Source organism: Streptomyces sp. ID05-39B, assembly GCF_033794725.1.
Taxonomy (GTDB): domain Bacteria; phylum Actinomycetota; class Actinomycetes; order Streptomycetales; family Streptomycetaceae; genus Streptomyces; species Streptomyces bobili.
Window position 1 is genome coordinate 1 of the sequence record NZ_JARGEF010000234.1, and the last position, 12,782, is coordinate 12,782.

9 protein-coding genes, 2 pseudogenes and 1 riboswitch are annotated in these 12,782 nt (G+C 73.1%); of the genes and pseudogenes, 3 read left to right on the top strand and 8 right to left on the bottom strand.

Annotated elements, in window-relative coordinates; all coding sequences use genetic code 11:
• The 6 genes and pseudogenes from P1P75_RS33490 to P1P75_RS33515 all read right to left on the bottom strand — a co-directional run.
• Positions 1–216 (bottom strand): annotated as a pseudogene (locus P1P75_RS33490) (magnesium chelatase); the annotation flags it as partial.
• Positions 213–3,869 (bottom strand): cobaltochelatase subunit CobN, encoded by a 3,657-nt coding sequence (cobN, locus tag P1P75_RS33495; protein WP_319262646.1) that lies wholly within the window; start codon positions 3,867–3,869, stop codon positions 213–215. The gene cobN and the pseudogene P1P75_RS33490, both read right to left, overlap by 4 nt.
• Positions 3,866–5,398: a cobyric acid synthase gene (locus tag P1P75_RS33500; protein WP_319262648.1), complete on the bottom strand. Its 1,533-nt coding sequence runs from the start codon at positions 5,396–5,398 to the stop codon at positions 3,866–3,868. The genes cobN and P1P75_RS33500 overlap by 4 nt, the downstream gene beginning before the upstream one ends.
• The gene (locus P1P75_RS33505) at positions 5,395–6,393 is read right to left on the bottom strand and encodes a cobalamin biosynthesis protein (RefSeq protein WP_319262650.1); all 999 of its coding nucleotides are present in this window, start codon (positions 6,391–6,393) and stop codon (positions 5,395–5,397) included. Before P1P75_RS33505 ends, P1P75_RS33500 begins: the two co-directional genes overlap by 4 nt.
• 99 nt (positions 6,394–6,492) lie before the next feature.
• A riboswitch (cobalamin riboswitch) is annotated at positions 6,493–6,612 on the bottom strand.
• A 153-nt stretch (positions 6,613–6,765) separates the two neighbouring features.
• Complete coding sequence (locus P1P75_RS33510) at positions 6,766–6,987, bottom strand: hypothetical protein (RefSeq protein WP_086772140.1); 222 nt, start codon at positions 6,985–6,987, stop codon at positions 6,766–6,768.
• 34 nt (positions 6,988–7,021) lie between these two features.
• Positions 7,022–8,260 (bottom strand): inorganic phosphate transporter, encoded by a 1,239-nt coding sequence (locus P1P75_RS33515; RefSeq protein ID WP_319262652.1) that lies wholly within the window; start codon positions 8,258–8,260, stop codon positions 7,022–7,024.
• Positions 8,261–8,480: 220 nt separating this feature from the next.
• Between P1P75_RS33515 and P1P75_RS33520 the strand changes: the two genes are divergently transcribed.
• From P1P75_RS33520 to P1P75_RS33530, 3 genes are all read left to right on the top strand, one after another.
• The gene (locus P1P75_RS33520) at positions 8,481–9,179 is read left to right on the top strand and encodes a class II aldolase/adducin family protein (RefSeq protein WP_319262654.1); all 699 of its coding nucleotides are present in this window, start codon (positions 8,481–8,483) and stop codon (positions 9,177–9,179) included.
• A gap of 85 nt (positions 9,180–9,264) precedes the next feature.
• A complete protein-coding gene (locus P1P75_RS33525) occupies positions 9,265–10,380 on the top strand; it encodes an alpha/beta fold hydrolase (RefSeq protein WP_319262656.1) in 1,116 nt (371 codons plus the stop codon).
• A 123-nt stretch (positions 10,381–10,503) separates the two neighbouring features.
• A complete protein-coding gene (locus tag P1P75_RS33530; RefSeq protein WP_319262658.1) occupies positions 10,504–11,853 on the top strand; it encodes a hypothetical protein in 1,350 nt (449 codons plus the stop codon).
• 14 nt (positions 11,854–11,867) lie between these two features.
• On the opposite strand, the gene P1P75_RS33535 is transcribed toward P1P75_RS33530, so the two are convergent.
• Positions 11,868–12,281 carry a VOC family protein gene (locus tag P1P75_RS33535; protein ID WP_319262660.1) on the bottom strand — a complete coding sequence of 138 codons (414 nt, stop codon included), beginning with the start codon at positions 12,279–12,281 and terminating at the stop codon, positions 11,868–11,870.
• Between the two features lie 122 nt (positions 12,282–12,403).
• A pseudogene (locus P1P75_RS33540) lies at positions 12,404–12,511 on the bottom strand (neutral zinc metallopeptidase); the annotation flags it as partial.
• Between the last annotated feature and the right edge of the window lie 271 nt (positions 12,512–12,782).

Sequence of the window (12,782 nt, forward strand, 5' to 3'; positions counted from 1 at the left end):
GTCGGGGCGGGCGGGATCGCAGGAGAATCGGCATCCGGAAACGACGGAAACCGCCGGCAGCAGTACCGAGAGGGCGCGCACCGCCGTCGACTTGGCGGTGCCCTTCTCGCCGCGCACCAGCACCCCGCCGACCGCCGGTGACACGGCGTTCAGCAGCAGCGCGAGCCGCAGGTCGTCCTGGCCGACGACGGCCGTGAACGGAAAGGGGGTACTCACTTGTCGTCGCCCTCCAAGTCGCCTTCGAGCTCCAGGTAGGTGGCCCGGAGCCGCTCGATCGTGTCCGCGTCCGGCTCGGCCCACAGACCGCGCTCGGCGGCCTCCAGGAGCCGCTCGGTGATGCCGCGCAGCGCCCACGGGTTGGACTTCTTCATGAAGTCCCGGTTCTCCGGGTCGAAGACGTACTCGGCGCTGAGCTTCTCGTACATCCAGTCGTCGACCACGCCCGCCGTGGCGTCGTAGCCGAAGAGGTAGTCGACGGTCGCCGCCATCTCGAAGGCGCCCTTGTAGCCGTGCCGCCGCATGGCCGCCATCCAGCGCGGGTTGACCACCCGGGCGCGGAACACGCGGTGCGTCTCCTCGCCGAGCGTGCGGGTCTTCACCTGGTCCGGCGTCGCGGAGTCGCCGACGTACGCCTGCGGACTCGCCCCCGTCAGGTGGCGCACCATGGCGACCATGCCGCCGTGGTACTGGAAGTAGTCGTCGGCGTCGACGAGGTCGTGCTCGCGCGTGTCCACGTTCTTCGCGGCCACGGCGATCCGCTTGAACGCCGTCTCCATGTCACCGCGCGCCGCCCGCCCGTCGAGCCCGCGCCCGTAGGCGTACCCGCCCCAGACGGCGTACACCTCGGCGAGGTCGGCGTCCGAACGCCAGTTGCGGGCGTCGATCAGCGGCAGCAGCCCGGCGCCGTACGCCCCCGGCTTGGAGCCGAAGACACGGGCCGTGGCCCGGCGTCGGTCGCCGTGCTCGGCGGTGTCCTCGTCGGCGTGCGCCTTGACGTAGTTGACGTCGGCCGGCTCGTCCAGTTCCGCCACAGCCCGCACCGCGTCGTCGATCAGAGCGACGACGTGCGGGAACGCGTCCCGGAAGAACCCGGAGATGCGGACCGTCACATCGATGCGGGGCCGGCCCAGCTCCGCCGCCGGCACGATCTCGAAGCCGGTCACCCGGCGCGAGGCGTCGTCCCACACCGGGCGGCAGCCCAGCAGCGCGAGGATCTCGGCGATGTCGTCGCCCTGGGTGCGCATGGCGGACGTGCCCCACACCGTGAGGCCGACCGACTTCGGGTACGCGCCGGTGTCCTGGAGGTAGCGCTGCACCAGCGAGTCGGCGAGGGCCTGCCCGACATCCCAGCTCAGCCGGGACGGAATGGCCTTGGGGTCGACGGAGTAGAAGTTGCGTCCCGTCGGCAGGACGTTGACCAGCCCGCGCGTCGGCGAACCGGACGGGCCGGCCGGGACGTAACCGCCGTTCAGGGCCTTGAGGATGTGCCCGATCTCGTCGGTGGTCTTCTCCAGCCGGGGTACGACCTCCGTGCAGGCGAACTCCACCACCGCGACGGCGTCGGGGAGTTCGGTGCCCAGGACCTCCCCGACGAGCGCCCGGCTCTCGCCGGCCGCCCATTCCCGTGCCTCCATGCCCTCCGCGATCCGGCGGCACAGCTGCTCCAGCAGGTCGACCGCGTCGGCGGCCGAGCGGGCCGGGCCGTCCACGAGGTCCGTCAGCTCCACCGGGACCTTGACCGGCGCCCCCGGCTCGGCGAGCAGCTCTTTCTCGACGAGCCCGAAGTGCTCCGCGAGGCAGGCCCGCAGACCGGGCAGCGCGTTCGCCTGCCCTCCCCACACCTGCGAGGCCCGCAGCACGGCCAGTACCAGGTTCACGCGGGGCTCGCCGACCGGTCCGCCGCCGAGGATGTGGAGGCCGTCGCGGATCTGCACGTCCTTGATCTCGCACAGATAGCCGTCGATGTGCATGACGAACTCGTCGAACGCCGCGTCGTCCGGCTGGTCGTCGACGTGCAGGTCGTGGTGGAGTTCGGCCGCCTTCACCAGCGTCCAGATCTGCGCCCGCACGGCCGGCGTCTTCGTCGGGTCCAGGTCGCAGACGAGCGCGTACTCGTCGAGCAGCTGCTCCAGCTTGGCCAGGTCGCCGTAGGTGTCGGCGCGCGCCATCGGCGGCACCAGGTGGTCGACGACGGTGGCGTGCCCGCGCCGCTTGGCCTGGGTGCCCTCACCGGGGTCGTTGACGATGAACGGGTAGATCAGCGGGAGTTCACCGAGTACGGCGTCCGGCGCACAGCCCCCGCTCAGTCCCAGCCCCTTGCCCGGCAGCCACTCCATCGTGCCGTGCTTGCCCATGTGGACGATGGCGTCGGCGCCGAAACTGTTCTCCAGCCACCGGTAGGCCGCCATGTAGTGGTGCGAGGGCGGCATGTCCGGGTCGTGGTAGATCGCGATGGGGTTCTCGCCGAAGCCGCGCGGCGGCTGGATCATCACGACGACGTTCCCGAACTGCAGGGAGGCCAGCACGATGTCGTCGCCGTCGACGTAGAGGCTGCCCGGCGGCTCGCCCCACGCGTCCAGCATGCCCTGCCTGAGGTCGGGGTCGAGCTTGTCGAACCAGGCCCGGTAGTCGGCCAGCGGCACCCGCGCGGGCGCGGCGGCGAGCTGCTCCTCGGTGAGCCATTCGACGTCGTGGCCACCGGCGTTGATCAGCCGGTGGATCAACTCGTCACCGTTGTCGGGGTATTCGGTGAGCGTGTAACCGGCCGCCTTGAGGGCGTCCAGCACCCGGACGGCGGAGACGGGCGTGTCGAGGCCGACCGCGTTGCCGACTCGCGAGTGCTTGGTCGGGTAGGCGGTGAAGACCAGCGCGAGCTTCTTGTCGGCGTTCGCCTTGTGCTTCAGCCGGGCGTGCCGTACGGCGATACCTGCGACGCGCGCGGCCCGCTCGGGGTCGGCGACGTACACCGGAACGTCGTCCGGGCCCTGCTCCTTGAAGGAGAAGGGGACCGTGATCAGCCGCCCGTCGAACTCCGGGATCGCGACCTGCATCGCCGCGTCCATGGGGGACAGGGCGGCGTCGGAGGCGTCCCAGGCGGCCTTCGAGGAGGTCAGGCAGAGCCCTTGCAGGACGGGCACGTCGAGGTCGGCGAGGGCGCCGATGTCCCAGGCCTCCTCGTCGCCGCCGGCCGAGGCCTGCGAGGCGTGCGTGCCGCCCGCGGCGAGGACCGTGGCGACCAGGGTGTCCGCCGCGCCGAGGATCTCGTACAGGCCGGGGTCGGCGTCGCGCAGCGAACCGCAGTACACGGGGAGGGCGTTGGACCCGGTGGCCTCGATCGCATCGCACAGCGTGTCCACGAACGCGGTGTTGCCGCTCAGTTCATGGGCGCGGTAGAAGAGCACCCCGACGGTGGGGCGGCCGTCCTGGAACACCCGGTCGCCGTGGACGCCGTACCCGGGCATCGTGCGCGGCTCCTCGAACCCCTCGCCCGTCAGCAGCACGGTGTCGGAGAGGAACCGCGCCAGCTCGGCGAGGTTGGCGGGCCCGCCCTCCACGAGATACCTGAGCGCCTCCGCCACCACGCCCGCGGGCACGGACGACTCGGCCATCAACTCCGCGTCGGGCACGGCCTCCCCGCCGAGGAGCACGGTCGGGATGCCCGCCGCCCTGAGCGCGGCGAGCCCGTCCTCCCAGGCCCGCTTCCCGCCGAGCAGCCGTACGACGGCGACGTCCGCGCCCTCGATCAGTCCCGGAAGCTCCTCGGCGACGTCCACGCGGGTCGGATTGCCGATCCGGTAGGTGGCACCGGTGGCGGCGCGGGCCGCCAGCAGATCGGTGTCGGCGGTCGACAACAACAACACTGTGCTCATGCGGGCGCTCCCGGTGGAATGAAAGGCAGTCCTTGCGGCGCGCCCGACTCGATGAGCCGCCACAGCGCGTCCGTGTCCGCGTGCTGTTCGATGAGGTCGCCGAGCCGGTCGAGCTGCTCCTCGCGCAGCGCGGCGAACGAGGTGTCGGCGGCCGGCACGAAACGGCGGCCCGCGGCGGCCGCCACCTCCCGCAGGAACGCCCGGCGGAAACCGTCCGACTCCAGTGAGCCGTGCCAGTGGGTGCCCCAGGTCTGGCCGACCCGGCAGCCGTCCAGGCTGTGCCCCTCGCCATCGGAGATGAACGCCTCGCCGCCCTGGATCTCGGCGACCCCGTGATGGATCTCGTACCCCTCGACGTGCTCGCCGAGGGCCTCGCCGACGGGCCGGGTGAGGGTCTTCTCGCGGGCGAACCGCACCCGGACGGGCAGCACTCCGAGCCCGTCGACATGACCGCGCCGGCTCTCGACCTCGTCCTCGATGTGCTCCCCGAGGATCTGGAAGCCGCCGCAGATGCCGAGGACCGGCCGGCCTTCGGCGGCTCTGCGCCGGACGGCTTCCGCCAGCCCGCGCTCGCGCAGCCACTCCAGCGCCCGGACCGTCCCCCGGGTCCCCGGCAGGACGACCAGATCGGCGTCGGCCAGTTCCTCCGGCCGGTCCACGAACCGCACGACGACGCCCGGTTCGGCGGCCAGCGCGTCCACGTCGGTGAAGTTGGACATGAGCGGCACCGAGCACACGGCGACCCGCAGCACGTCCTCGCCGACCGGCGGCGAGACGTTCGACTCGCGGACGGTCCCGCGCAGCGAGACGCGCAGTCCGTCCTCCTCGTCGATCCCGAGCCCGTGTCGGAACGGCAGCACCCCGTACGTCCGCCGCCCGGTCAGCCCGTGCAGCATGTCCAGGCCCGGCTCCAGCAGCGAGACGTCACCGCGGAACTTGTTCACCAGGAACCCGGCGACCAGCTCCTGGTCCTGCGGCGAGAGCAGCGCGACCGTCCCGAAGAACGAGGCGAAGACGCCACCCCTGTCGATGTCCCCGACCACCAGCACGGGCAGCCGCGCCCCCCGCGCGATGCCCATGTTCACGATGTCGGTCCGCCGCAGATTGATCTCGGCCGGGCTGCCCGCCCCCTCACAGATCACCGCGTCATACGTGCCCCGCAATTCGGCGAGACAGTCGAGAACGGTTCCCAGGAGTTTCTGCTGCCGCCCGCCGTGATAGCCGCGCGCGCTCATCTCACCGACCGGCTTCCCGAGCAGCACCACTTGGCTGCTCTGTTCACCGCCGGGCTTGAGCAGCACCGGATTCATCAGTGCGGTCGGCTCGACCCGGCAGGCCTGAGCCTGCATGGCCTGCGCCCGCCCGATCTCGGCGCCCTCGCGGGTCACGAACGAATTGAGGGACATGTTCTGCGCCTTGAAGGGCGCGACCTTGACCCCCTGCCGCACCAGCCACCGGCAGATCCCGGCCGTGACGACGCTCTTGCCCGCGTCGGAGGTGGTGCCGGCGACGAGGAGACCCCCGCTCATGACGTACGTCCCTTCACTCCCGCGGCGGCCACGCGCGCGGTGACGACGCGCGAGGTGACGAACCGCGCGGTGACGACGCGCGCGGCGACGGTGACGCCGAGCGCGAGCAGGCCGACCCGGCGGGAGAGCCGCGCGGCACGTTCGATGTCCTGGGGCACGACGGTCCGCCCGCGCTCCCCGTTCAGCACGGGCCGGTGCTCGACCCGCCCGCCGTACGACAGCGTCCCGCCGAGGCGCACCCCGAGGGCGCCGGCGAACGACGCCTCCACGGGACCGGCGTTGGGGCTGGGATGCCGGTCCGCGTCGGCCCGCCAGGCCCGCACCGCACCCCGCGGATCGTCCCCGGCGACAGCGGCGAGCACGGCGGTCAGCCGCGCCCCCGGCCATCCGGCGACGTCGTCCAGCCGGGCCGAGGCCCACCCGAACAGGCGATGGCGGGGCGAGCGGTGGCCGACCATGGCGTCCAGGGTGTTGACGGCCCGGAACCCGAGCAGACCCGGCACCCCGCCGACGGCCCCCCACACCAGGGCGCCCACGACCGCGTCGGAGGTGTTCTCGGCGACGGACTCGACGACCGCGCGGGCGACGCCGTCGGCGTCCAGGGCCTGCGGGTCCCGCCCGCACAGATGCGGCAGCCGCGCCCGCGCCCCTTCGAGGTTCCCGGCTTCCAGGGCGTGCCCGATGGTCCGCGCCTCCCGGACCAGCGAGGTCCCGCCGACGACGGACCAGGCGGCGGCGGCGGTCAACGCGACGGAGGCGGCGGGGGAGCGGCGTACGGCGTGCGTGGCGGCGGCCCCGAGGGCCACGGCGCCACCGGCGCACACGGCGGTGTGCAGGGCACCCCACCCGCGGTGGTCCCGCCACAGCACCCGCTCCACGCCGGCCGCGGCCCGCCCGAACACGGCGACCGGATGCCCCCGGCGCGGATCGCCGAGAAGCAGGTCCCCCAGGAGGCCGGCGGCGGCACCGTACGCGTAGCGGCGATCGGCACCCACCGGCTCAGCCGGCCGACGGGTCGGGCAACGACCTGGTGCAAAACCTCGAACGGCAGCCGAGCATGGCGATATGTCCTCACTCAGGGTGTCCACGCCCTGGTTCGACGAGACCGGCGACGAGAGTTCCTGGCTCCCGGGGGTGTCTACCCCGGTGACAGTGGCGGGACCGCGCCGGAATCACACCGGCTTCCTCTTCTGTCGCCGAACATGGCTCCGGCAGTCCACCACGCGCCCGGAAGGGCCGTCAACTCGCTGTTGACCTGCGGCGGGACAGTGTGCAGAAGCCCACATACCTCCGGTCACGGCCGTCACGCACGCGTGGGGCGCGGGACGGTGATCCGTCCCGCGCCCCACGCGCGTGTGCGCCGTCCGTCAGGCGACGATCAGCGAGATCCCGTACGCCACCGCCGCCGCGCAGGCCGCGAAGCACGCGTAGGCGCCGGTGACCGCCAGGGTGGCGGAGTCGCCCTGGGCCGCTGCCCGCTCGCGGCGGGAGAGGCCCATGATGCCGAGGGTGAACAGGGCCACGAGGGCCACGGTGATGACGAGGCTGACACCGAAGACGGAGCCGAGAGACGCCCAGTCGATCTTCATGCTGCTTCTTCCTTCGTACCGGTGGGGGCGGGACTCAGACGCTGGTGGTGGCCGGCGGGGCCGGCTCCGTCACGGGGGCCGCGATGGTGGCCGTCAGGTCCTCGGTGATGGTGCCCGCCGGGGGCGGGGTCACGGCGGCGATCGCGGTGGTCACCACGCCGGCCGGCTCCTCGGGCACGTCCACGACGTTGGTGTGGTCGATGATCTCGCGGCGCGAGATCTTCCAGATCGCGGCGCTGGAGGCGATGAGGAACACCGCGACGAGCGCCGTGCCCCAGCTGCCGAAGCCGGTCACGTACTCGGCGAGGGCGGCGACCAGGGCCGCGGCCGGCAGCGTCAGACCCCAGGCGACGAACATCCGGGTGGCGGTCGACCAGCGGACGACCCCGCCCTTGCGGCCCAGGCCCGCGCCCATCACCGATCCGGAGACCGAGTGCGTGGTGGAGAGGGAGAAGCCGAGGTGGGAGGAGGCCAGGATGACGGTCGCCGCGCTGGTCTGGGCGGCGAAGCCCTGCTGCGGCTGGAGGTCGGTCAGGCCCTTGCCCATGGTGCGGATGATGCGCCAGCCGCCGAGGTAGGTGCCGAGCGCGATGGCCAGACCCGCGGACAGGATGACCCACAGCGGCGGGTCGGAGTCGGGGGCGACGGCGCCGCCGGCGACCAGGGCGAGGGTGATGATGCCCATCGTCTTCTGCGCGTCGTTGGTGCCGTGAGCCAGCGAGACCAGGCCCGCCGAGGCGATCTGGCCGGTGCGGAAGCCCTTCGCCGCGGCCTTGCCGTCGGCCTTCTTGCCCAGCGTGTACGACAGCCGGGTCGCGAGCATCGCGGCGACGCCCGCCACGATCGGCGCGGCGATCGCCGGGATCAGGACCTTGGTGACCAGCACGTCACCGTGGACCGCGCCGGCACCGGCCGAGGCGATGGTGGCGCCGATCAGGCCGCCCATCAGGGCGTGCGAGGAACTGGACGGGAGCCCGACCAGCCAGGTCACCAGATTCCAGAGGATCGCGCCGACCAGCGCGGCGAAGATGACCTCGGGACGGATGCCGGTCTCGTCGACGAGACCCTTGGAGATCGTGTTGGCGACCTCCACGGAGAGGAAGGCGCCTACAAGGTTCAGCACGGCGGACATGGCCACCGCGACCTTGGGCTTGAGCGCACCGGTCGAGATGGTGGTGGCCATCGCGTTGGCGGTGTCGTGGAAACCGTTCGTGAAATCGAACGCAAGTGCGGTTACTACCACAATCGCGAGGATCAGCGAGAAGCTTTCCATGTACCCAGGCAATCGTTCGAGGTCATTGGCTGGATGAACGTAGGGAACCTGAGTGAACGGAAGGTGAACTGGGCGGGGCTTCGTGGTGTCCGCAATCGGCGGGACTCGTTCCACTCCGCCACGCCGCCCAGGCGCCGCACGGGCCAGGGTCCCGGGGGTGCTTCCCGGAAGGGCTCGAAGGGGCCTGACTGAGATGTTCGTCACCTGGCAGGATCACGGTATGACCGACCAGCGGCACGACCTCGACGACAACACCCCTGACCTGCACAAAGGGGAGATCTCACGGGCCTGGGAACAGCTCGTGGCCACGGCCCGCCGCACCGTCGCCGACCGGCTCGTCGTCGGCACCTCCGGCAACGTCTCGGTCCGCGTCGGTGACCTCGTCCTGGTCACCCCCTCGGGCGTCCCCTACGACCGGCTCACCCCGGCCGACGTCACCGGCGTCGACCTCGACGGCCGACAGGTCCTCGGCACCCTCACCCCGACCAGCGAACTGCCCATGCACCTCGCCGTCCACCGCACCACCGACGCCCGCGCCGTCGTCCACACCCACGCCGTCCACGCCACCGCCGTCTCCACCCTGGTCACCGAACTCCCGCCCGTCCACTACATGACGGGCGCCCTCGGCGGCCCCGTCCGCGTCGCCCCCTACGCGACCTACGGCACCGAGGAACTCGCCCGCAACCTCCTTGACGCCCTCACCGGCCGCACCGCCTGCCTCCTCCAGAACCACGGCACCCTCACCTACGGCGCCACCCTCGACCAGGCCTACGACCGCACGGCCCAGCTGGAATGGATGTGCCACCTGTGGCTGACGGCGGCATCGGTCCCCGGCCGGACTCCGCACCTGCTGACCGAGGACCAGCTCGCAGCGGCGGTCGAGAAGCTGAGCGGCTACGGCCAACGAGAGGCGAGGTGACGTCCCGCACGCACCCCACGCCCGCCCATGACGCCCTGAACCCCCACCACTGGCCGCAAAGAGGATCGGCCAGGACACTGGACGGGTGCGCACCGTCACCGCAACCGCAGTCACCGCAGCCGCGGCCCTCGCCGCGGGCGCGGCGAGCGTGGCCGCAGGCCGCCTCGCCAGCGACGCGGCGCTGAAGGCGTCCCCCGGCCGGCCCCTGCCCACCGAACCCCGGCTCACCGTGCACGGCACAACCGCCGACCAGGTGACCCTCACCCGCCACCTCGTCGCCCTGCGCCCCGGCACCTACGGCCTCGCGGGCGACGGCTCCCACGCGGTCGTCGGCCCCGTCCTGGCCACCGCCCCGCACTCCGCCGACACGGTCGTACGCCGCCTGGAGCGCCTCACCCACGGCACCCTGAGCGCCGGCGACGCGGTGTGGCTGACCCCGAACCTGTACGTCGGCAACCCGGACACCGCGCTCGGCCTCGAACACGCCGACGTCGACGTGCCCGGCGAGCTGGGCACGCTGCCCGCGTGGTTCGTCCCCGGCGCCCGCCGCACCTGGGTGATCGCCGTGCACGGCCTGGGCACCACCCGCGAGCACGCCCTGAACCTGACCGGCTTCCTGCACCGCCGCCGCTTCCCGGTGCTCGCCCTCTCCTACCGCGGCGACCTGGGCGCGCCCCGCTCCCCGGACGGCCTCAACCACCTCGGCGAGACCGAGTGGCGCGACCTGGACGCGGCGATGCGGTACGCCGTCCGCTACGGCGCCGAACGCATCGTCCTGCTCGGCTGGTCCACCGGCGCCACCATGGCCCTGCGCGCCGCCGCCCGCTCCGGGCTGCGCGACCTCGTGTCGGGGCTGGTGCTGGACTCCCCGGTCCTGGACTGGCAGGCGACCCTGCGCGCCCTCGCCTCGGCCCGGCACACCCCGGGCGCGCTGCTGCCGCTGGCCGTCCGCGCCGCCGAGGGCCGAGCGGGCCTGAACGCCGGCCCCGCCGACCGGGCCTGGCCGGCCGTGCCGACCCTGGTCTTCCACGGCCCCGACGACAAGGTGGCCCCCTGGGCGGCCTCCCGCCGCTTCGCCGCCCGCCGCCCCGGACTCGTCGCACTCCACCCCGTCCCGCACGCCCCGCACGCCGCCATGTGGAACCCCGACCCGGCCGCCTACGAGGAAGCCCTGCGCCGCTTCCTGACCCCCCTGATGTAAGCCTGGGGCGAGCTTGACGCGAGCCACCGGGAGCACACCGCGCCCGGAGCGGTCCCCAGGGTTCCGTTTAAGGCTGTACCGCTGGCCTGAACACGTCTCCTCCCCCTCCCCGAACCTCGTGCGTTGGCCAGTCCCGTAGCCCGCCGTGACATTCCGTTTGGGTTTTCGGACCGTCAACCGGAAGACTGCACCCGTGACGTCCCGTATCCCGCGCGACTCCAGGCTTCGACTCGTCCGCCCAGCGGGCGACCCGGCCGCGACGCCGCCACCGACGACGGCAAGGCCACGCTCTCCGCGACGACCGCCGAACGCGCCGCCTCGGATCTGGGCCTGACCACGGCTCAGGTCCGCGCCGACTGGGACACCGCCCGCCTCGCCGGCCTCGTCGAGGTGCACGGAGACAGCGCGCGCCCCGGCTGGCGGCTGCGCGCCTGGAACCGCGACGACAGCGCCGTACTGCGCGGCTGGGTCGCCCTCTTCGACGCCTGGTCGCTGGCCACGCCGGAACCCGCCGACCAGGAGTCCGGCGCCGTCGGCGAGGTCGTCTCGGCCATGCCGCAGGTGCTCTCCTTCCTCCAGCTGTCCGCCGGGCCCGTCCCCGTGGACCAGCTCCTCGACCTGCTGCGCCAGCGCGTCACCGAACTGCGCACCGAGCGCTGCGAGGTCCCCTACGGCCCCGAGGACGGCGGCATCCCGAGCCTCAGGCCGGCCGGCTCCTCCGCCGACGCCGACCCGGCGGAGCCCGCCCGCGCCGCCGAACTCGCCCCCCTCCTGGACTGGGCCCTGCACGCCCTCGCCTCGGTGGGCGCCCTCACCTGCGGCGACGGCCATGCCACCCTGACCCCGCTCGGCAGCTGGGCGGTCTGGGTCAAGCTGGAGCAGATCTGCGTCGCCGCGCAGAGCCCGGCCGGCAACATCGAGGTCGCCGCCGAGGTGATGCTCCGCGGCTGCGCCCAGCTCCGCCCGAACGCCGCCCGCGCCGAGTACCGCGCCTGGCTCGCCGCCCGCCCCGTCGGCAGTGCCGTCGGCGACCTGCTCACCGCCGCCCGCGGCGAGGACGCCCTGCTGCGCGGCCTCGCCTTCGAGGCGCTGCGTGTCGTCGGCGCCCCCGCCGAGCCCGACGTCCGCGCCGTCGTCGAGGAGCCCGCCCTGCGGCCGTACGCCCTGCTGTGGCTGGCCGAGCACGACGGGGTGGACCCCGAGGACGCCCACGAGGTGCTCACCCGCGAGGAGGCCACCTGGCTGTGGGTCGACACGGCCGCGGCCGTCGCCGACCACGGCGAGGCGCCGATGCTGGTACGGCACCTGGAGTCCGCGCTCCAGCCGACCGTGCCCGCGCTGCTCGCCGAGGTCCGCTCCGTCGGGCACCCGCGCACCGTGCAGGTCCTGGTGGCGCTCGCCGCCGCGCATCCCGACCCGGCGCTGGCCAAGGCCGTCCGCCGGGCCGCCTTCCAGGTCCACACCGGCGGCTGAACCCGGCGCCGGCGTCAGCCCTGTATCTCGGGCGCGTACGTGCCGAAGCTCCAGATGTTGCCCTCGGCGTCCCGGGCCATGTAGTCCCGTGAGCCGTACTCCTGGTCCGTCGGGGGCATCAGGATCTCCGCGCCGTGCTCCACGGCCCGCCGGTGGTGGGCGTCCACGTCGTCCACGACGACGTACACCCCGGCCGGGCCGGCATCCTTCATCGCCGCGTCGAAGAGACCGCCGTGGCCCTTCGAACCGAGCATCACCGCGCCGTTGCCCTGCACCAGCTCGGCGTGGAGCACCGAGCCGTCCTCGCCCTCGAACACCGACAGCTCGGAGAAGCCGAAGGCCTCCGTGAGCTGCCGGATCGCCGCTTTCGCGTCCCGGTACAACACCGTCGGGTAGATGCTGGGGCGCCCACCGCTCGTGCCTGCCATGTCGATCACTCCCTCGTGATCCCCGTGCGATTCCTGCCGGAAATGTCACTCACCGCCCAGTCTGGCAGCGACCACCGACAACGCCCCGGACCGGGACACGGCGTGACCGGGACGCGGCGTCGGCGGAAGGTGTCGCACCGCGCCATGTCCCCGCTCCGGTACCCCAGGTCGAACCACGGCTGCCGCTGCGCCGCCGACCCGTGCGTCCACGCTCCCGGCGTCGCCCGCCCCCCACGTCCCGCGCGCGGGGACGCCACACACCACGGGCACCCATCGGACCGACTCCCGCGTCCACGGACCCGCCCCGGCCCCCACACCCCCTTTCCGCCCCGGCGCGGCCTCTCTCGGGGGTTCCCCGGCGCCGGGGGGCCCCGGCTCCCCCCCGGGGGCCCACCGTCCCCCCCGCCCGCCGGTCGCCGGTCGCCGGTCGCCGCGCATGACAACTCGCCTGTCGGACAACCCTTTCCGCAGTGGCGGCAACGACCCACCATGACAACTGCA

Bases quoted from the DNA above. Each gene is read 5' to 3' on its own strand.
- cobN (WP_319262646.1), bottom strand. From the start codon at position 3,869: ATGAGCACAGTGTTGTTGTTGTCGACCGCCGACACCGATCTGCTGGCG.
- P1P75_RS33500 (WP_319262648.1), bottom strand. From the start codon at position 5,398: ATGAGCGGGGGTCTCCTCGTCGCCGGCACCACCTCCGACGCGGGCAAG.
- P1P75_RS33510 (WP_086772140.1), bottom strand. From the start codon at position 6,987: ATGAAGATCGACTGGGCGTCTCTCGGCTCCGTCTTCGGTGTCAGCCTC.
- P1P75_RS33515 (WP_319262652.1), bottom strand. From the start codon at position 8,260: ATGGAAAGCTTCTCGCTGATCCTCGCGATTGTGGTAGTAACCGCACTT.
- P1P75_RS33520 (WP_319262654.1), top strand. From the start codon at position 8,481: ATGACCGACCAGCGGCACGACCTCGACGACAACACCCCTGACCTGCAC.
- P1P75_RS33535 (WP_319262660.1), bottom strand. From the start codon at position 12,281: ATGGCAGGCACGAGCGGTGGGCGCCCCAGCATCTACCCGACGGTGTTG.